The organism is Paenarthrobacter sp. NPDC089322 (assembly GCF_040684895.1).
In the GTDB taxonomy this organism is placed as follows: Bacteria; Actinomycetota; Actinomycetes; order Actinomycetales; family Micrococcaceae; genus Arthrobacter.
This window is the reverse complement of sequence record NZ_JBFBGW010000011.1, coordinates 88,402-107,585: the sequence shown is the minus strand read 5'-3', so window position 1 is coordinate 107,585 and position 19,184 is coordinate 88,402. Positions and strand designations below refer to the sequence as shown.

General features: G+C 63.1%; 20 protein-coding genes. 13 read left to right on the top strand and 7 right to left on the bottom strand.

What is annotated here, in order from left to right:
• Positions 1–52: 52 nt before the first annotated feature.
• The 4 genes from AB0N65_RS12865 to AB0N65_RS12850 all read right to left on the bottom strand — a co-directional run bounded on the left by AB0N65_RS12865 (position 53) and on the right by AB0N65_RS12850 (position 3,456).
• A complete protein-coding gene (locus AB0N65_RS12865; RefSeq protein ID WP_364161845.1) occupies positions 53–1,183 on the bottom strand; it encodes an AMP-binding protein in 1,131 nt (376 codons plus the stop codon).
• A 10-nt stretch (positions 1,184–1,193) separates the two neighbouring features.
• The gene (locus tag AB0N65_RS12860; protein WP_364161842.1) at positions 1,194–2,144 is read right to left on the bottom strand and encodes a 1,4-dihydroxy-2-naphthoyl-CoA synthase; all 951 of its coding nucleotides are present in this window, start codon (positions 2,142–2,144) and stop codon (positions 1,194–1,196) included.
• 22 nt (positions 2,145–2,166) lie between these two features.
• The gene (locus AB0N65_RS12855; RefSeq protein ID WP_364161840.1) at positions 2,167–2,604 is read right to left on the bottom strand and encodes a VOC family protein; all 438 of its coding nucleotides are present in this window, start codon (positions 2,602–2,604) and stop codon (positions 2,167–2,169) included.
• A gap of 123 nt (positions 2,605–2,727) precedes the next feature.
• Positions 2,728–3,456, bottom strand: coding sequence for a CPBP family intramembrane glutamic endopeptidase (locus tag AB0N65_RS12850; protein WP_364161837.1), 729 nt, complete (start codon positions 3,454–3,456; stop codon positions 2,728–2,730).
• Positions 3,457–3,508: 52 nt separating this feature from the next.
• On the opposite strand from AB0N65_RS12850, the gene AB0N65_RS12845 reads away from it, so the two are divergent.
• The 13 genes from AB0N65_RS12845 to AB0N65_RS12785 all read left to right on the top strand — a co-directional run bounded on the left by AB0N65_RS12845 (position 3,509) and on the right by AB0N65_RS12785 (position 15,959).
• A complete protein-coding gene (locus tag AB0N65_RS12845; RefSeq protein WP_364161912.1) occupies positions 3,509–4,453 on the top strand; it encodes a metal ABC transporter substrate-binding protein in 945 nt (314 codons plus the stop codon).
• The gene (locus tag AB0N65_RS12840) at positions 4,450–5,184 is read left to right on the top strand and encodes a metal ABC transporter ATP-binding protein (protein ID WP_364161834.1); all 735 of its coding nucleotides are present in this window, start codon (positions 4,450–4,452) and stop codon (positions 5,182–5,184) included. Before AB0N65_RS12845 ends, AB0N65_RS12840 begins: the two co-directional genes overlap by 4 nt.
• Position 5,185: 1 nt before the next feature.
• Positions 5,186–6,049: a metal ABC transporter permease gene (locus AB0N65_RS12835; RefSeq protein WP_364161831.1), complete on the top strand. Its 864-nt coding sequence runs from the start codon at positions 5,186–5,188 to the stop codon at positions 6,047–6,049.
• Between the two features lie 126 nt (positions 6,050–6,175).
• Positions 6,176–7,843 carry an ABC-F family ATP-binding cassette domain-containing protein gene (locus AB0N65_RS12830; RefSeq protein WP_364161828.1) on the top strand — a complete coding sequence of 556 codons (1,668 nt, stop codon included), beginning with the start codon at positions 6,176–6,178 and terminating at the stop codon, positions 7,841–7,843.
• Between the two features lie 198 nt (positions 7,844–8,041).
• Positions 8,042–9,505, top strand: a complete 1,464-nt coding sequence (locus AB0N65_RS12825; protein WP_364161825.1) for an amino acid permease — start codon at positions 8,042–8,044, stop codon at positions 9,503–9,505.
• Positions 9,506–9,659: 154 nt separating this feature from the next.
• Entirely contained in the window at positions 9,660–10,118 is a 459-nt protein-coding gene (locus AB0N65_RS12820; RefSeq protein ID WP_364161822.1) for an SRPBCC family protein, read from the top strand.
• On the top strand, positions 10,118–10,774 hold the full coding sequence (locus AB0N65_RS12815; protein WP_364161819.1) for a pentapeptide repeat-containing protein: 657 nt from the start codon (positions 10,118–10,120) through the stop codon (positions 10,772–10,774). The genes AB0N65_RS12820 and AB0N65_RS12815 overlap by 1 nt, the downstream gene beginning before the upstream one ends.
• Positions 10,775–10,928: 154 nt before the next feature.
• Complete coding sequence (locus AB0N65_RS12810; protein WP_364161816.1) at positions 10,929–12,155, top strand: acetyl-CoA C-acyltransferase; 1,227 nt, start codon at positions 10,929–10,931, stop codon at positions 12,153–12,155.
• Positions 12,155–12,949 carry an enoyl-CoA hydratase/isomerase family protein gene (locus tag AB0N65_RS12805; RefSeq protein WP_364161813.1) on the top strand — a complete coding sequence of 265 codons (795 nt, stop codon included), beginning with the start codon at positions 12,155–12,157 and terminating at the stop codon, positions 12,947–12,949. Before AB0N65_RS12810 ends, AB0N65_RS12805 begins: the two co-directional genes overlap by 1 nt.
• Complete coding sequence (locus AB0N65_RS12800) at positions 12,946–13,809, top strand: 3-hydroxyacyl-CoA dehydrogenase family protein (RefSeq protein ID WP_364161810.1); 864 nt, start codon at positions 12,946–12,948, stop codon at positions 13,807–13,809. The genes AB0N65_RS12805 and AB0N65_RS12800 overlap by 4 nt, the downstream gene beginning before the upstream one ends.
• 25 nt (positions 13,810–13,834) lie before the next feature.
• On the top strand, positions 13,835–14,431 hold the full coding sequence (locus AB0N65_RS12795) for a GNAT family protein (protein ID WP_364161807.1): 597 nt from the start codon (positions 13,835–13,837) through the stop codon (positions 14,429–14,431).
• On the top strand, positions 14,428–14,886 hold the full coding sequence (locus AB0N65_RS12790; RefSeq protein WP_364161804.1) for a hypothetical protein: 459 nt from the start codon (positions 14,428–14,430) through the stop codon (positions 14,884–14,886). The genes AB0N65_RS12795 and AB0N65_RS12790 overlap by 4 nt, the downstream gene beginning before the upstream one ends.
• 164 nt (positions 14,887–15,050) lie before the next feature.
• A complete protein-coding gene (locus AB0N65_RS12785) occupies positions 15,051–15,959 on the top strand; it encodes an SGNH/GDSL hydrolase family protein (RefSeq protein WP_364161801.1) in 909 nt (302 codons plus the stop codon).
• Positions 15,960–16,049: 90 nt separating this feature from the next.
• Here AB0N65_RS12785 and AB0N65_RS12780 read toward each other — a convergent pair whose 3' ends face one another.
• Genes AB0N65_RS12780 through AB0N65_RS12770 form a run of 3 tightly spaced genes read right to left on the bottom strand, consistent with a single transcriptional unit; the run spans position 16,050 to position 19,164 of the window.
• Positions 16,050–17,222 (bottom strand): Gfo/Idh/MocA family oxidoreductase, encoded by a 1,173-nt coding sequence (locus tag AB0N65_RS12780; protein ID WP_364161909.1) that lies wholly within the window; start codon positions 17,220–17,222, stop codon positions 16,050–16,052.
• A gap of 20 nt (positions 17,223–17,242) precedes the next feature.
• On the bottom strand, positions 17,243–18,391 hold the full coding sequence (locus tag AB0N65_RS12775; RefSeq protein ID WP_364161798.1) for a Gfo/Idh/MocA family oxidoreductase: 1,149 nt from the start codon (positions 18,389–18,391) through the stop codon (positions 17,243–17,245).
• Entirely contained in the window at positions 18,388–19,164 is a 777-nt protein-coding gene (locus AB0N65_RS12770; RefSeq protein WP_364161796.1) for a ThuA domain-containing protein, read from the bottom strand. Before AB0N65_RS12770 ends, AB0N65_RS12775 begins: the two co-directional genes overlap by 4 nt.
• Positions 19,165–19,184 lie beyond the last annotated feature (20 nt).

Below are 19,184 nucleotides of genomic sequence, written 5' to 3'. Positions count from 1 at the left end.
CTCGTGTATTTCGCGTAGATCTATTAGTCAGGGTCGTGAGGGCAGAACTTGTCTATTGTCCCTGATGCAGCTCGGAAAGCCGGTTGATCATGGCCAGCCTGTCCGGTTTCCCGTTGGGGAGCATGATCAGTTCACCCGTGGCGAGCACGGTTTTGGGCGCCAGGATGCCCAAAGCCGCTTCCCGCTTCGCAGTGAAACCGCGGATGCCTTCCGGCGTCGGATCCTCCACCGCGACATAAGCCGCCACAGCTTGGCCCCACTCCCGCGAGGGCACACCGGCGACGAAAGCCGCCTTCACGCCGTCGAGCTCTTCCAGCTTGCCCTGGATGTAAGCGGCGGACGCCTTGACGCCGCCGGTGATGATGACGTCGTCGGCTCGGCCGAGGACGGTGAGCTTCCCGTCCTCCGAGAGTTCGCCGAGGTCGCCGGTGACGTACCAGCGGACTCCGTCCTCTTCGAAAAACGCGTCGGGGCCGGCGTCCAGGTAGCCGGCCGCCACGGTGTCGCCGCCCAGCAGGATGCGGCCTTCCAGTGCGCCCTCGCCAAGACGGACCTCGACCCCGTCCAACGGCTCGCCGTCGTAAACGCACCCTCCGCAGGTCTCGGCCGAGCCGTACGTGGTGACCACGTTGAGGCCTTCAGCATGGGCTGTGGCCAGAAGTTCGGCTGACGCAGGGGCACCGCCGAGGAGGATGGCGTTGAAGCGGCGCAGCACGGCGAGGGTTTCCGGCGCGGGAGACTCCAGCAGCCGTTGCAGCTGAGTGGGCACCAGGGACGTGAAACGGATCTTGTCGGTCAGTTCCTCCGCCGCGGCAACAAAGGCCTCGGGAGTGAAACCGCCGGACTGGTCCATGACCCACGGTCGCGTCCCGGCGTAGAGGGACCGAACCAAGACCTGCACGCCGGCGATGTACTGCAGCGGGAGCGCAAGCAGCCATTGACCTTCGCCGCGGAGCGCCATGGCGGTGCCCACGGACGAGGCAGCCAGGGCGTCAACGGTCAGCACTGTGGCTTTGGGCGTGCCCGTGGAACCTGACGTACGGACCACCACAGCGGCATCCTCGACGCCGGTTTCCACCGGTATGGCGTTCGGCTCGCCGTGGGCGTCCACGACGATTTCGACGGCGGGACCCTCTCCGTGCAGGGCAGCGGCCAGTGCTTTGAGAACGGGATCGATATCCACGGGGGGAGTCCTAGAAGTAGTAGGGGAAGTTGGACCAGTCGGGGTCGCGCTTCTGGAGGAACGCTTCCTTGCCCTCCACTGCTTCGTCTGTCATGTAAGCCAAACGTGTCGCTTCCCCGGCGAAAACCTGCTGTCCGGCCAGGCCGTCGTCGGCGAGGTTGAAGGCGAACTTGAGCATCCGAATGGCCTGGGGGGACTGCCGGGCGATGTCTGCCGCGTACTCGAGGGCAACCTCCTCGAGGCGCTCATGGTCCACGGCTTCATTGACGGCGCCCATGCGGACCATGTCATCCGCCGAGTATTCGCGGGCGAGGAAAAAGATCTCCCGCGCGGCTTTTTGCCCGATCTGGCGGGCCAACAGTGCTGAGCCGTATCCGGCGTCGAAACTTCCTACGGTGGCGTCGGTCTGCTTGAACTTGCCGTGCTGGCGGGAGGCGATGGTGAGGTCGCTGACCACATGCAGCGAATGCCCGCCGCCGGCGGCCCAACCATTCACGACGGCGATAACCACTTTGGGCATGGTCCGCATCAACCGCTGGACTTCCAGGATGTGGAGCCGTCCGGCGCGGGCGGGGTCGATCGTTTCCTGGGTATCGCCTTCTGCATAGCGGTAGCCGTCGCGGCCCCGGATGCGTTGGTCGCCGCCGGAACAGAATGAGTGCCCGCCGTCCTTCTCGGACGGACCGTTGCCCGTGAGCAGGACGGTGGCGACGTCCGGGGTCATTCTGGCGTGGTCCATGGCGCGGTAGAGCTCATCCACCGTGCCCGGGCGGAACGCGTTGCGGACTTCGGGGCGGTTGAACGCAATCCGCACAGTGGGAAGGTCCTTGACTGTGCCGTCTGCTGAACGCTCCACCTGCCGGTGGTAAGTCATGTCCTTGAAATCGTCAAAGCCGGAAACGGTGCGCCAGCGCGAGGGGTCAAAGACGTCGGAAACCTTGGCAGGGAGATCGTTGTTCACAGTCCGAGTCTAGTAATTGCCCCTAGCTGATGCAGAACTCGTTGCCCTCGGGGTCGGCCATGGTGTGCCATTCGTGGGGTCCTTGGCTGGCGGTCCACAAGTGCTTGGCGCCCCTGGATTCGAGTTCCTTCCGCACCACGTCCTTGTCCCGGCCGTCCAGCCGTACGTCCCAGTGCACGCGGTTCTTGACGGTCTTTTCATTCGGGTCTGCCTGAAAGAGGATGCGCCTGCCTGTCTTGGGGTCGGTGTCCTCTGCCGGAACTATTGCACAGCCTTCCGCCCAGACAAGCTTGCCTTTGTGGGTGATGGTCTGGTCCTCGGTGGCGTAGCCCTGCTCGATCATGGAGCGGATGAAGGCTTCGTCCTGGGGTTCGACGTTCCATTCAAGTGTCTCTGCCCACCAATCGGCGAGTTCGTGCGGTTTCTTGCAGTCCACTACTACCTGGATGTTCAGTGTCATGCGTTGAACCTAACCCCGGGAGGGGGTGGCCGGGTAGCGTCATGCGGTCATCTTCCGTCCGGGTTTCCCAACTGAGTCGCAGTAGAGCGCGTTTAGAGGGCTCTAAACGCGCTCTACTGCGACCTAGTTGGGGAAGAGTTCGGGTGGGATCGCGTAAAGAAGGACCACGGCCAGCAGGTTCTTGGCGGCATGGACGAAGTAGGAGAACATCAGGTTCTTTCCCGTCCATACGTACACCGCCACCAGCACCACCCCCATGCCCAGGTAAGGGGCAAGGGCCGACAACACGAGCCCTTCGCGTCCGATGACGTGGATGGATGCGAAGACCAGCACCGAAACCAGGCAACAGATCCAGATGTTCACGTACCTTGACAATTTGCCGATCAGCAGGTGCCGGAACAGGTACTCCTCAACAAAGGGACCAAGAACCACAAGGAGCGGCACCATGAGCCAGGCCGGGACGTGCTGCAACAGGCCCTGGATGCCCAATTGGTTTTGGCTGCTTTGCGTACTCCCCATCGCAGCCACGAGAATGGCCGTGAAAATCAGCATGACCACCAACGACAACGGCACCATGCCCAGCGTGAACCAGGGCCTGGTGCCCAGGATCCTAAGGTCCCGGCCCACCACCCGCCAGGCGGACAGGAACGCGAAAACCCCGACGGCGGCATAGAAGACTGCGTTGACGGCGTACGACGCTGTGGCCGGTTCGGGAAAAACCTCAAGCATGAGCCGCACGACCGATTCACCGGCAAACGCGAAGAGCGCCGTGAAACCCACGTAGGCCCCAACGGCCACAGCGTCGAGGGCGGTGAAGCGGTACAGCCTCGCCTGCGTCGAAATCATGCCCATGTAAACAGCGTAGCTTTGCCGCGCAGGCACAGCATTGGCTACACTTTTCGGTATGCCTAACTTTCCGTTTCGGCGCGCCAAAGATGTCCGCCGTTTCGCTGCTGCCCTGACCGCCTTGGCCCTCATGCTTGGCCTTTCCGCATGCGGTGGAAATTCCGCGGCCGGGGGCGCTGACAAGCCCGTTGTCCTCACTACCTTCACCGTGCTGGCTGACATCGCCAAGAATGTAGCCGGGGACAAACTCCAAGTGGAATCCATCACCAAGGCCGGCGCTGAGATCCACGGCTACGAGCCCACTCCGGGCGACATCCGCAAAGCCGCCCAGGCCGACCTGATCCTGGACAACGGCCTCAACCTCGAGGCCTGGTTCTCGCAATTCGTCGAAGGCCTGGACGTGCCCCATGCAGTGGTGAGCGAAGGCGTGGACGTCATGGAGATCGGCGAGGATTCCTACCAGGGAAAGCCAAACCCGCACGCCTGGATGTCGCCACGGAACGTCCAGATCTACGCCGACAACATGGCCAAGGCCTTCGCCAAACTGGACCCCGGCCATGCGTCCGAATTCGAAGCCAACGCGAAGGCTTACAGCGCTGAACTCCAAGCCGTCCAGGATGAGATGGTGTCCAAGCTGTCCGTCCTTCCCGAAGCCCACCGTGCTTTGGTGACGTGCGAGGGCGCCTTCTCCTACCTTGCCCGGGACGCCGGTCTCAAGGAGGTCTACATCTGGGCCGTGAACGCTGAACAACAGGCCACACCGCAGCAGATCGCTCGGGCCATCGAGTTCGTCAAGGACAACCAAGTGCCGGCCGTGTTCTGCGAATCCACCGTGTCCGATGCCCCCATGCAACAGGTAGTAGGCGCTACGGGGACCAAGTTTGGCGGCGTTCTCTACGTTGACTCCTTGTCGGAAGCGGACGGTCCGGTTCCCACCTACCTCGACCTCATCCGGCATGACGCGAAAACCATCACCACGGCACTCACAGGAGGATCGTCATGAGCAGCCCCGCGATTGTCGTCGAGAACGTCACTGTCCACTACGGGGAGGTCCTCGCCCTGGACTCTGCTTCCCTGAGCCTGGAGCATTCACGCATCTGTGGCCTGGTGGGCATGAACGGGTCAGGAAAATCCACGCTCTTCAAGACCATCATGGGCATGGTCAAGCCGGACTCCGGGCGGGTGCTGATCAACGGCCACCCGCCGGTGAAAATTCGCAAGGAAGCGGGCATCGGCTATGTGCCCCAGAGCGAGGATGTGGACTGGGCCTTTCCCCTGTCTGTGCGGGATGTGGTGATGATGGGCCGTTACGGGCATCTGGGTTTCACCCGCCGCCCACGCAAGGCGGACCGGGACGCCGTCGAGCATGCCTTGGAACGCGTGGAACTGGCCGACTTTGCCGACCGGCAGATCGGGCAACTGTCCGGTGGGCAGAAGAAGCGGGCCTTCGTCGCCCGCGGAATAGCCCAGGGCGCCACCATGATGCTTCTCGATGAACCGTTCGCCGGTGTGGACAAGCGGTCCGAGGCCACCATCACCAGGCTCCTGCGGGAACTCGCAGCTGACGGTGCCACGATCCTTGTCTCTACGCACGACCTTCACGCCCTCCCGCAGCTCTGTGATGAAGCAGTGCTGCTGATGCGCAAGGTGTTGATGCACGGAAGCCCGGACGTGGTCCTGCAACCCGAGAACCTTGCCATGGCTTTCGGCCTCGATGTCATGAACAGGGGCTGAAGTGGACTTCCTGCTCGAACCCCTCAGCTACGACTTCATGGTCCGTGCCTTGGCGACTACCGCGATCGCCGCCGTCGTCTGTGCGGTCCTTAGCTGCTGGCTCGTCCTCATCGGCTGGTCCCTCATGGGCGACGCCGTCTCGCATGCCGTGCTGCCCGGCGTCGTCCTTGCCTACATCGTGGGTGCGCCGTTCGCGCTTGGGGCGCTGGTGTTCGCCCTTATCGCAGTGACGCTCATCGGCGTGGTGCGGAACACGAGCAGGGTGAAGGAAGACGCCGCGATCGGCATTGTCTTCACCTCGCTGTTCGCCCTTGGCTTGGTGTTGATTTCCGTGACGCCAAGCCAGACCGACCTGAACCACATCATCTTCGGCAACCTGCTCGGCGTCAGCGTTCCGGACCTCATCCAGGTGGTCGTGCTGGGTGTGGTTGCGTTCGCCATCCTGATCCTCAAGCGCCGCGACCTGACCCTCTACGCCTTCGACCCCACGCATGCCCATGCCATCGGATTGTCACCCCGCCGGTTGGGGGCCCTGCTGTTGGGCCTGCTGGCTCTGACCTCGGTTGTCGCATTACAGACTGTCGGCGTGGTACTGGTGGTGGCGATGCTCATCATTCCGGGTGCCACTGCCTACCTGCTCACTGACAGGTTCTCCCGCATGCTGGTCATTGCCCCGGTCATTTCGGTACTGTGCTCCGTCACCGGCATTTACCTGAGCTATTACCTGGACACTGCATCGGGGGCCATGGTGGTGGTCACCCAGGGTGCCGTGTTCGCCGTCGTGTATTTGTTCAGTCCGCGGCAGGGACTGATAGGTACGCGGCTCGCCAAAGCCCGCCGCAGACGGGCCGTCGCGACCACCTGAACTTGACTCGCCCGCGGTCACCGGGCACGCTGGACCAATGAAGTCTTGAGAGCAGCCCCTTCTTTCCGGCTGCATCCCCAGTACCCATCGGCTTAGGCCTTAACTGCGGACTTGCGAGGATACCTCTTGACTAACCACCTTCATCTTTCATGCGTTTCCCACGGCTACGGGGACCGCAAACTCCTGGATTCAGTTGACCTTGTCATTGACCACGGCGAGCATGTGGCCATTGTCGGTGAGAACGGGGCAGGAAAATCGACGCTGCTGCGGCTGCTCGCGGGAGAGGAAACGCCCGACGACGGCACGGCCGGCTTGCTGGGTGACTCCGCCTACCGCGTGGGCTACCTCGCGCAAACGCATGGACTTCCGGAGTCGTTGACCGTCGGTGACGCCATCGATGAGTCGTTGTCTGCGTTGCGTTCCCTGGAGCAACGCGCTGGTGAGCTTGAACGCGATCTGGCAGACGCAGACCCGGCAACCTTGGAGCTCTACGGGAGCCTCCAGACGCAATACCAGCTCAGGGAAGGCTACGCTGCCGAATCCCGGGTGGAAGCAGCGTTGGACCGGCTGGGGCTGGGAGGCTTGGACCGCCGTCGAACGCTCGGCTCCCTGTCCGGGGGCGAGCAGGAGCGCGTGGCGCTTGCGTGCTTGCTTGCCGACCCTGCCGAAGCACTGCTGCTGGACGAGCCCACCAACCACTTGGACGCCAAGGGAACGGCTTGGCTGGAGTCGCGGTTGGCGGCGCATCGAGGGACAGTCGTGGTTGTTTCGCACGATCGCGTGCTCCTGCGCAAGGTTGCCGGTGTGGTGATCGAAGTCGACGCCGAGCGCCGTTCTGTTTCCCGCTACGGAAACGGTTACGACGGTTACTTGCGGGAGAAAGCCGCACAACGGGCCCGCTGGGTCCAGCAGTACGACGGGTGGATCACCGCGATGGCTGCCGAGCGGTTCCAAGCGGCCACGGTATCCGGAGGCATGGCCTACGGCCGTGTGCGCGATAATGACAAGTTTGCCATCGGCTTCAAGGCCGGGACGTGGGAACGTGCCGCGGCGAGCAAAGTCCGCAACGCCCAGGAACGGCTCCGGCGTCTGGAGGAGAACCCCGTGGAGCAGCCGCCCGTGCCGTTGAAGCTGGCGGTCTCCTTGGACGGTGGTTCCGTGGCCGGCGCATCTGTGGGCAGGCTGGTGCTGCCTGCCATTGAAGCCCGCAGCATTGCAGTGCCAGGACGGCTGGCATCCACGGACCTGCGAGTGGAATCCGGGGAGAAGGTGCTCATCACCGGTGCCAACGGTGCGGGGAAATCGACCCTGCTCTCTGTCTTGGCAGGGACCCTGGAACCTGCGGCGGGCACTGTGCAGCTCTCCGGCAGCGTGGGTTACCTGCGGCAGGAGCTGGACATTCCGCGGCACCCCCGGCTGAGGCTTTTGCCCGCCTTCGCAGCTGGCTTCAGCGGCAGTATCGACGAGCATGCGGAAGCGCTCCTCCGCCTCGGCCTGTTCAGGCCGGCTGAGTTCCATGTTCCCGTGGGCAGCTTGTCCGCGGGGCAGCAACGCCGCCTCGCCCTGGCCCGATTGCTCCTGGGCAGCCACAGCACTTTGCTCCTGGACGAGCCCACCAACCATTTGGCCCCCGTGCTGGTGGAACAGTTGGAGGATGCGCTCGCGGAGTTCTCAGGGACGGTGGTCATCGTGAGCCATGACCGAGCCTTGGGGGAGTGGTTCGACCGCTGCGCAGCCCGCGCGAAAACAGGCAATTGGGTCCGCTACGGCATGCAGGACGGCGAGTTGCTGTAGGTAGCTTGTTGCCTGCGTCACGGGTGCTCCGTCACATGGCGTAAGATAGACGGGTTGCGCGAACCTTCGGCGTTCTGCGGCCCACGTCACACAGAGGGATCCTCAAAGCGGAAAACCCCGAATATTGTGTGGCAAAGCCGCCCGTGTTCCGGCACTGGCGCAACCCCTACAGCAACCCCCGACCCACAAGGAACGGCTGTGCCGCAAAGTACCCCCACAGAAGTCCAGAACCCCACGGCCTCATCCACCGCCGTCGGATCCACCCTCAGCGCAGAGGGTTACCAGAAGACACTGAGCCGCCGCCACGTGACCATGATCGCCATGGGCGGTGCCATCGGCGTCGGCCTGTTCATGGGCGCCGGCGGCCGCTTGGCCTCCACCGGCCCGGCCCTCATTTTCTCGTACGCCATTGCGGGCGTCATCGCCTACCTGCTGATGCGCGCCCTCGGCGAACTCATCATGTACCGACAGACGTCAGGCTCGTTCGTGAGCTACGCCGGCGAGATGTTCGGCAAGAAGGGCGCCTACCTGTCCGGGTGGATGTACTTCATCAACTGGGCCATGACAGGCATTGCCGAGCTCATCGCCATCGGCCTCTATTTCCAGTTCTTCTTCCCGAACGTTCCAGTGGAACTGTCCGCCATCGCTGCGCTGGTGCTGCTGGTGGCCGTGAACCTGTTCAGCGTCAAGGCGTTCGGTGAGTTCGAATTCTGGGCATCCTGCTTGAAGGTCGCAGCCATTGTGATCTTCCTGGCCGTGGGCACGTTCATGGTGGTCACCAACGCCAAGGTGGGTGAGGGCAACGCATCCGTTGCCAACCTGTTCCACGACGACGGCGGCATGTTCCCCAAGGGTGCCCTCGTGATGATCCTCGTCCTGAACGCCGTGATCTTCGCTTACAACGCCATCGAGCTCGTCGGTATCACCGCTGGCGAGATGGAGAATCCGGAGCGTGAAGTTCCCAAGGCGATCCGCGCCGTCGTGCTCCGCATTGTGGTGTTCTACGTCGGTTCCGTGACCCTGCTGGCAATGCTTCTGCCGTCGGACCAGTACAAGGCCGGTACGTCTCCGTTCGTTACTGTTTTCGGCCAGATGGGCCTTGGTTGGATGGGCGACGTCATGAACATGATCGTCATCACCGCTGCGTTGTCTTCCTGCAATTCGGGTCTCTACTCGATCGGCCGAATTTTCCGCACCATGGCCAACAACGGTCACGCGCCGCAGTGGCTCACCAAGATGTCCACCCGCCATGTTCCCTACGCGGCAATCCTGGCGATTGGCGGCGTTTACCTCGTAGGCATCCTGCTGAACATCTGGCTCGGTGGTTCGCATGCGTTCGACCTCGCCCTGAACACCGCTTCCATTGGTGTGATCTTCACATGGGGTTCCATCTTCGCGAGCCAGATAGCCCTGCGTAAGAAGAAGGGCGCAGTGTCGTCCCTGCCCATGCCGGGTTCGCCGTGGACCAGCTGGCTCGGCCTGTTCGCGCTGCTGGCCATCACCGTTCTGATCGGCTTCGACACCATCACGAACAAGGAAACCGGGGAGGTCTTCCTTCTTGGCCTCTGGACGCTGGCGACCATACCGTTCTTCGCCCTGGTCCTCTGGCTCGGTTGGCAGAAGGTCAAGAACCGGGAGCCGAAGAGCGAGCTGTTCAGCTAGCGCTCCTGGCTTCAACGCTCGACGGCGGGTGCTCCCTTTTCGGGGGCGCCCGCCGTTCGCGTTGTGGGGCCTGCTTAGGAGTTTGGGGCGCAGTGCGGGTCTGGCAACGGGGGGATCGGTTGGGAGTGTCGGTGGCCGGGTCTAGGCTCGACATATGGAACACACCACCACTCTCACCCAGCACATCAACGCCAGCCCGGAGAAAGTCTGGGCCGTCATCTCGGACATTCCGGGATCAGCCGCCACGATCTCCGGGATCGACTCGATTCAGATGCTCAGCGAAGGCCCGTACGGCGAGGGCACGCGCTGGAAGGAAACCCGCACCATGATGGGCCGCCAGGAGACCGTGGAGATGTGGGTTTCCCAGACGGATCCGCCACGCAGCACCACCGTCAAAGCCCTTCAAGGCGGGGCCGACTACACCACTCGTTTCAACTTGGCAGAACGCGACGGCGGCACGGACCTCACGCTGACTTTCGGCGCTGACGTCGTGAAACCCACGCTCCTGAGCAAGATCACCATGGCATTGTTCGGCAAGATCGGGATGAGCATGACCCGCAAGGCCCTCAGCAAGGACCTCGCAGAAATTGCGGCAAAGGCGGAATCCCTCTGATGGCGGCAGCCAAGGTTGCTGCCCCCAGGATTCCGGTTGTCCGGTTGGAAGAACTGCGCGACGACGACGCCCCGGACTTCCAGCGTGGGGAACGGTATGACGGGATCAGGTTTAACCGGTCGTTGGCCGACGGCGCGGAATTGAGCGGCGCCGACTTCATCGAGTGTGAGTTCAATGCTGTGTCCTTCAATGAGGCACAGTTGCGGGGCGTAACCTTCCGCGAGTGCATCCTGGCTGAACCGTACGCCCCTGTCTTCACGGCAGCCCGCACGTCGTGGCAGGACGTTGAGATCAGGAACCCGAGATGGGGTTCGGCCGAACTTTATGAGGGCACGTGGCGCTCCGTGCGAATCGACGGCGGCAAACTGGATTACGTGAACCTGCGCGCGTCCAAGCTCATGGACGTACAGATCTCCGACTGCATCATCAATGAGTTGGACCTCGGAGGCTGCACCGGAACGCGCGTGGCGTTGAAGAACTGCACTATCGGCACCCTGGACGTCACGGGCGCAAAACTCAAGGACGTGGACCTTCGGAGTTCCGAGTTCCGCGGCATCAACGGATTGGCAGGCTTGGCCGGTGTGATTATCGATGATTACCAGCTGAGCCTTATGGCCCCGCTGCTCGCGGGACACCTGGGGATCCGGGTGATCTGACGCGATAGGGCTTCAGGGGAGGCTTCGTTGACGGAGGTGGCTTCATCTGCGGACTGGCCTGTTGACCGGCACACATGTCCGTGTAATCTTTATAGAACGAACGGTCGGTATATTATTCCGAGCCGATCCCTTTCACTTCGCGAAGGATGTTCTCATGGTCGAGGCTTTTCTTGTTGGCGGCGCACGTACGCCGGTCGGTCGCTACGGCGGGGCGCTCTCGTCCGTCCGCCCCGACGACCTCGCCGCTTTGGTGGTCCGCGAGGCCGTGGCGCGTGCCGGCGTCGATCCTGATTCCATTGACGAGGTCATCCTCGGCAACGCGAATGGCGCCGGTGAGGAAAACCGTAACGTGGCGCGCATGGCGACACTCCTGGCGGGTCTGCCACTCCACATCCCCGGCATCACCGTGAACAGGCTGTGTGCATCGGGCCTCAGCGCCATCATCATGGCCAGCCAGATGATCAAGGCCGGAGCGGCGGACATCGTGGTGGCCGGCGGCGTCGAGTCCATGAGCCGCGCGCCCTGGGTTCAGGAGAAGCCGGCTGCGGCCTTCGCCAAGCCCGGCCAGATCTTTGATACTTCCATCGGATGGCGCTTCGCCAACCCCCTGTTCACCAAGGGTGAGCTGTCCCGCGACGGCAAGATGACGTACTCAATGCCTGAAACGGCCGAGGAAGTGGGGCGGGTGGACAACATCTCCCGCGAAGATGCAGATGCCTTTGCCGTCCGCTCCCATGAACGCGCGCTGGCCGCAATCGCCGGCGGGCGTTTCAAGGAGGAGATCGTCCCGGTGACCGTGAAGACGCGCAAGGCCGAGACCGTCGTCGACACGGACGAAGGCCCCCGCGAGGGCACCACCATGGACGTGCTCGCAGGATTGCGGCCCGTAGTGCCGGGAGGTTCGGTGGTGACGGCCGGCAATTCGTCCAGCCTCAACGACGGCGCCTCGGCCATCATCGTCGCGTCTGAAGCCGCTATCAACAAGTTCGGCTTGACGCCTCGGGCCCGGATCATCGACGGCGCCTCCGCCGGTTGCGAGCCTGAAATCATGGGCATCGGCCCCGTCCCGGCCACCCAAAAGGTGCTCGCGAGGACAGGACTCAGCGTGGAGCAGCTCGGCGCGGTTGAACTCAACGAGGCGTTCGCGACGCAATCGCTGGCGACCATGCGCCGCCTTGGGTTGGACCAAGAGATAGTGAACAACGACGGCGGTGCCATCAGTCTGGGGCATCCGCTGGGTTCCAGCGGCTCGCGTATCGCGATTACGCTGTTGGGCCGCATGGAGCGCGAGCTCACCTCGAACAACGGACCGAAGCTCGGCTTGGCGACGATGTGCATCGGTGTGGGCCAGGGAACCGCGATGCTTGTGGAAGGCGTGTAATGCCACTGAACCCGGATAACTTCAGCACCCTCCTTATCGAGGAACGCGACGACCGAGTTACTGTCTTGCTGAATCGCCCTGAGGTTCGCAACGCCATCGACCAGAAAATGGTCGATGAACTGCACTTCGTCTGCGCCGAGCTGGAACGCAACCCCAAAATCCTGATCATCGCCGGTACTGACGGGGTGTTCGCATCGGGAGCTGACATCGGCCAACTGCGGGAGCGGCGCCGCGACGACGCCCTGCAAGGCATCAACTCGACAATCTTCGTGCGCATCGCCAAACTGCCGATGCCCGTCATCGCGGCGCTTGACGGCTATTGCCTCGGCGGCGGCGCTGAGCTCGCTTATGCAGCGGACTTCCGCATCGGAACCCCGAGCGTGCGGATCGGCAATCCGGAAACGGGCTTGGGAATCCTGGCGGCAGCCGGTGCTACGTGGAGGCTCAAGGAACTCATCGGGGAGCCTAAAGCCAAGGAGATCCTGCTGGCCGGCGCTGTCCTCAGGGCCGAGGAAGCCCTGCGGATCAACCTGATCACGGCGATCCACGAGGCTCCGGAACTTATGGATGCAGCACACAACTTGGCTGATCGGATCAGCCGCCAAGACCCCCTCGCTGTCCGGATCACCAAGTCCGTTTTCCACGCTCCGGCAGAAGCCCACCCGGTGATCGACACCCTTGCCCAAGGGATCCTTTTCGAATCACAGGCCAAGTTCGACCGCATGCAGGCGTTCCTGGACAAGAAGTCCGCCAAGAATACAGAAGCCCCGGCCCAGGACAGGACCCAACAATGACCAGCAACCCTGAAATTCCCCACGTCGTCGGAGTCCTCGGCGGCGGCCGCATGGGCGCGGGTATTGCCCATGCGTTCCTCACCAAGGGAGCAACGGTGATCGTCGTGGAGCGGGATCACGAGGCAGCCGCTGGTGCCCAGGGCAGGGTCGAGGAGGCCGTAACGAAATCAGCTGCCCGCGGGACGCTGACTGAAACGCCTGAGCAAGCCATGGGTCGCTTCAGTACGTCCACGGATTACGCTTCCTTTATCCACTGTGGCCTGGTTGTTGAGGCTGTTCCCGAGGATTACGAGCTCAAAGTCACTGCGCTGAAGGCTGTGGAGGAGCACCTCTCTGCCGACGCTTACTTGGCGTCGAACACGTCGTCTCTCTCCGTGACGGGACTGGCCAATGAACTGCGCCGGCCCGCCAACTTCGTGGGCCTGCACTTCTTCAACCCCGTGCCTGCGTCCACTCTCATCGAGGTGGTGCTGGCCAAGGAAACCTCGCCGGAACTCGCTGAAGCGGCGAAAAGCTGGACCGAGGCACTCGGCAAGACCGCCGTCGTCGTCAATGACGCTCCCGGCTTTGCGTCCTCACGGCTGGGCGTCGCTATTGCCTTGGAAGCGATGCGCATGGTGGAGGAAGGAGTGGCTTCGGCGGAGGACATCGACGCCGCCATGGTCCTGGGTTACAAGCACCCCACCGGTCCGTTGAAGACCACTGACATCGTGGGGCTGGATGTGCGGCTCGGCATCGCAGAGTACCTGCACTCCACACTTGGGGACCGTTTCGCTCCGCCGCAGATCCTTCGCGACAAGGTGGCACGCGGCGAACTGGGGCGAAAGACCGGCAAGGGATTCTTCGAGTGGAATGACTGACGCCGGCCCCGGTTAGGCTAATCGGGTGACTTCCATTGAACCCATCATCCTGACAGGCAAATTCGTGACGCTGGAACCTTTGCGGACTGATCATCACGATGGTTTGGTGGAGGCCGCCAAGGACGGCGCGCTCTGGAAGCTTTGGTACACCTCGGTCCCGACGCCGGAAGGCATGGCCGCCGAGATCGAACGTCGTCTGGACTTGCAGGTGAAGGGCTCCATGGTGCCGTTCGCCACACGCTTGAACAGCACCGGCAAGCTCATCGGGATGACCACGTACATGAACATCGACGCCGACACGCCACGCGTCGAGATCGGCTCCACCTGGAACGCGGCTTCCGCCCACGGAACCGGCACGAATCCGGATTCCAAGCTGCTGCTTCTTCGGCACGCATTCGAAGTGCTGCAATGCCCGGCCGTCGAGTTCCGCACGCACTGGCTCAACCACCAGTCCCGGGAAGCCATCGCCCGGCTCGGTGCCAAGCAGGATGGAGTCCTAAGGAACCACTCGCGCACCAAAGACGGCGTCCTCCGCGACACCGTGGTCTTTTCCATCCTCGAGCACGAATGGCCTGCCGTGCGCAATGGACTGGAGTACCGGCTGGCAAAGTACGGCGCGTGACTGACAAGGACATGGCAACGCTTCCGCCAAGCACGCCCCGAAAGCCCCGCTTCAGCCTTCGCACGGCAATTATCGCCCTCATCCTTGGATGCCTTTGGCTGCTTCTCTTCCACAACGCGCCTCCGCCGGAGGGGACAGTGGCCGGGCAAGGGACAGTGGTGGACCAGGAAATCAGCTCCAAGGGCCTGTGCGAGCCCATCGCCGATGTGGTGGTTGACGGCATTACCCACCGGACGCCGCCAGGTACCAGCGCCGAACCTTGTGCGTACGAGATCGGCGAATCCATCGACGTCACCTACCACCCCGATGACGTGGCAGGGACGCTGGAGATTCCCTTGGAAGGTTCGTCCAAGAACGCTGTGGCGATGCTGCCGTTGGTAGGTGTGATGCTGCTGATCGGCGGCCTCATCTCCTTGGTGGGAAACATCCTGTACCGTCGTCGTACCAAAGCCTGAGGGCAACCTGCAGCAAGGTCTTTTCCCCGTGCCCGCCCAGGCGTAATGTGACCAACACATTGCCCCGGTATGCGGCCGACTGGTGGGGCGGGCCGCGACTTCCGCGAAGAGCATTCAGCAGTGAACGGAACACCGGAGCCCCAAACAGCGCGAAGGGGAAAGTCATGGCAACTCATCAATCACGACGGCGGTACCCGGCTCTCGCGGGCGGCCTCGCCATAGCAGCACTCACCATGGGATTCGTTGCGGGCCCGGCAACGGCTGCCCCTCCGCCGCCCGTCGACTACGTGGCATTGGGTGATTCGTATACGGCGGGGACGGGGGCTGGCGGCGTGACCAGGCCTTCAGGTGTTGCCTGCTGGCAAAGCGAGGGCGGCTATGTCGATCTCGTTGACGACTCTCCCAAGGTCAGCCTGGTGGCGAACCTCGCATGCCACGGCGCGGTGCTCTCTTCCACCAGTCCGTTTTATGACTTCATGACGCCAACAGTTGCGGAACAGATCTTCAGCCCCGTGGGGCAACAAGCCCTTGCTGACGCCGAGCTGGTGAGCATCACCGCCGGGGCGGTGGACGCCGGCAGCTTGCTTGCCCTGCAGGCCTGCGCCTCACCCGATACTGTGACATGCGCTGCCACTGTTGCCGGAATCATTCAAAACCTGGGAACACTCGAAGCCGGACTGGAAGCCACGTACCAGGCCATTCAGGCTTCTGCGCCTGATGCTGTCATTGCAGTTTTGGGCTACCCGCGGCTGTTCGATCCTTCCCAAGGCGACATTGTGGTGAACGGCGTAACCGTAGTCCCCGTAGAAAACCAGATCCTGGTGAACCAGGCTATTGATGCACTCAACGCGACCATCGCGAAAGCCGTGGCTGAGAGTGGGACGAACGCGGTGTTCATCGATGTCACCAAACGGTTCACCGGGCATGCCGTGAACTCCGACAACCCATGGATTGTGCTGGACCTGACTCAGCCGCTTGCCGACGCCAACTTCCACCCGAACGATGAAGGACATCAGGCCTATGCTTCAGCACTGCTGTCCTCGGTGAAGCTGACCCAGCTCGCCAAACGTTGAAAGCAGGCGCCGAGGGGTCGCCTTCCGGCCACAGCAAACGCCTAAGCTGAAAGCCAACCCCTTCGGCGACCCCCATCGTGTGAGCCAAAATCACACCTTCTCCCAGCGGCTTTCCGCTTCGGCGCTCGCTTCCACCGCTGCGAGCACCTTTTGGACCTGCAGTGCGTCAGCGAATGACGGCTCGGGCCGGTGACCGTCAGCGATGGCGTTCACGAGGTCCACCACTTGGTGCGTGAATCCGTGTTCGTAGCCCAGGCCGTGTCCTGTGGGCCACCAGTTTCCGACGTAGGGGTGTGATGGTTCCGTCACGATGATCCGGCGGAAACCGGCGTCCTCCTCGGAGGCATCGTAGAAGGACAGCGAGTTCATGTCCTCGAAGTCGAAAGCCAACGAGCCGAGCGTGCCGTTGAGTTCCAGCCGCATGGCGTTCTTCCGTCCCAGGGCGAACCGCGACGCCTCGAACACACCTATGGGGCCGGCGTCGGATGTCTTTCCGCCCGCGGATGTCTTTGCCTGGAAACGGGCGGTGAAGATCGCCGCGTCGTCCACGGTGACGGGACCGCGCGGACCGTCTGTACCACCATGCCCACCGAGCCCTACGAACTCCCCGCCGATCGGCCGTTCCTTCACGAACGTCTCCATGAGGGCCGAAACCCCTGTGATGGTGGACCCGGTGATCCACTGGGCGGCGTCGATACTGTGGGCACCGATATCGCCCAAGGAACCAGAGCCGGACTTTGACTTGTCCAGGCGCCACGTCAGGGGAGCGTCCGCGTCGGTCAACCAGTCCTGGAGATACTGGGCGCGTACGTGCCGGAGTTGGCCCAACCGGCCGTCGTCCACCATCCGCTTTGCCAGGGCCAGCGCGGGAGTTCGCCGATACGTGAAACCGCACATCGAGTACACGCCCCGCTCAGCAGCCGAGGATGCGACAGCGGTCATCTTCTCGGCCTCAGCCACACTGTTGGCCAAGGGTTTCTCGCAGAGCACGTGTTTGCCCGCTTCCAAAGCGGCAATCGCAATCTCGGCGTGGGTGTTTCCGGGGGAACAGATATCGATCAGGTTGATGTCATCCCGTTCAATGAGGCGGCGCCAGTCCGTCTCCACGGAATCCCAGCCGAACTTGTCCGCGGCTGTCTGAACACCGGCGGCACTCCTGCCAGCCAGCGCCGTCAGTTCGGGCGCAAGTGGGAGATCGAAGAAGCGGGGCGCGGTTCGCCACGCATGCGAGTGGGCCGCACCCATGAAGGAGTAGCCCACCATGCCCACCCGCAGCTTCCGCGTCACAGCCGAACGCCTTCCCCCGCGAGCGCACTGCCTCCCGCGAGCGCACTGCGAACCGAGGTCCATGACTTCAAGACCTCCAACACAGCGGGGTCCCGCTCAGCAAGGAGGGCCTGTTGGTACGAGTCCTCAAGCAGCGCATCCACCGAAATTCGGGCCCCGGACGAGGCACTCAGGATGGCCGCCTCCACCATGGCCAGGCTCATGATGTTCCGGTGCACCTCGCCCATTGGGGTGCTTCCCGTGCGGACTGCAGAGACGAAGTCCCGAAGGGAACCGGCGATCTCCTGGCCGGGGTCCTCCGAACCAGCACCGGCACCACTGGAAACAGAGGAAACCGGTTCGTTGTCCCCATCCCACAAGACTGTGCCGTGCTCGCCGCTGATACGCCATGAGGCGTTCCACGAGGTTTCCTGGCCGGGGCTGCACCAGCTTCCGTTGAACACGAAGCGCTCCCCGCCGGTCATTTCGAAGACGGCCGTGGCCCCGGCATCCCCGCGGTACCAACTCCACGAGGGGTTGTACTCCTCGCAGAAAACAGAGACGGGATCGGCGTCGAGCAGGAACCGGGCCATGTCGAATTGATGAATCGCCATGTCCAGCAACAGTGGGTGGTCCATGGCATCGCGGAAGCCGCCAAAGTGCGGCGCCTTGAAGAACTCGGCAGAAACAATGCCAACGGCGCCCAAGGACCCGGACAGCCGCTTGGCGTCAAACAGTTGCCGGTTATATCGCCGGGACTGGCTGACCATGAACAGCTGGCCGTGAAGCTCAGCGGCTGCCGCGAGGGAAAGCCCCTGCGCCACCGTAGAGGCCACGGGCTTTTCGCCAAGGACCGGCAGGCCCGCAGCGAGGGCCTCGGTAGTGACCGGATGATGCGCTGCTGGAACGGTGACGTTGATGACCGCTTGGGCTCCGACGTCGGACGCCAGCGCCGTTGTCCCGGCACCGACCGGGAGGTCGGGCCGCCCCAGTGAGGCTGCCGCTGCAGAAGCCGTGGCAAGTTCCAGATCCACGATGCCCACAAGCTCTACCAACGGTGAGGATTCGACGGCCCGAAGCCACGCACGGCCCATCCCCCCGGCGCCGACCACTACGACGCGCAGGGGAGTGCCGTCGTCGGGGATCGTGGCGAAAGGCGTGTTCACGCGTTTGCTCCTTGGTAGGTCTTGCCGTTGAAGAAGTCGTCGGTTTCATACCTGAGCAGCTCCGGGACGGCGCGTTCGGGACGGTCGGTGACGGCCCATTCCACGGCGTTGGCGATGACGCGCCGGATGTCTTTGTGGTGATAGACCGGGTAGTCCTGGTCGCCTGGGCTGAAGAAGAAGATCTTGCCGTGCCCGCGGCGGAACGTGCAGCCGGATCGGAACACTTCGCCGCCGCTGAATGAGCTGATGAACACGAGTTCCTCGGGCGTGGGGATGTCGAAGAATTCGCCGTACATTTCCTGCTCCGGGATCACGATCGGGTGCGGCACGCCCTTGGCGATGGGGTGGGTCGGGTCCACGGTCCAGACGAGTTCGCGGTCGTGTTCCGAACGCCAGCGCAACGTGCAGGTGGTGCCCATGAGCTTGGTGAAGATCTTGGACCAATGCCCGGAATGCAGCACGATCAGCCCCATGCCGGCCAGCACGTGCCGGTGGACGCGTTCCACGATTTCGTCGTCAACATCCGCATGTGACATGTGGCCCCACCACGTGAGGACGTCGGTGTTGGCGAGGACTTCCTCGGTGAGGCCGTGCTCGGGTTCGTCCAGGGTGGCGGTCCGGACCTCGACGGCGGAACCCAGGTTCTCCTCGATGCCCGCCTTGACGGCGCCGTGCATTCCTTCCGGGTAGAGGCGGGCCACCAGTTCGTCGCGCTTCTCGTGCCGGTTTTCGCTCCAGACGGTGACTCGGATGGGCTTGCTTGTTTCGGGCATGATTCTTTCCTTCTGATGAG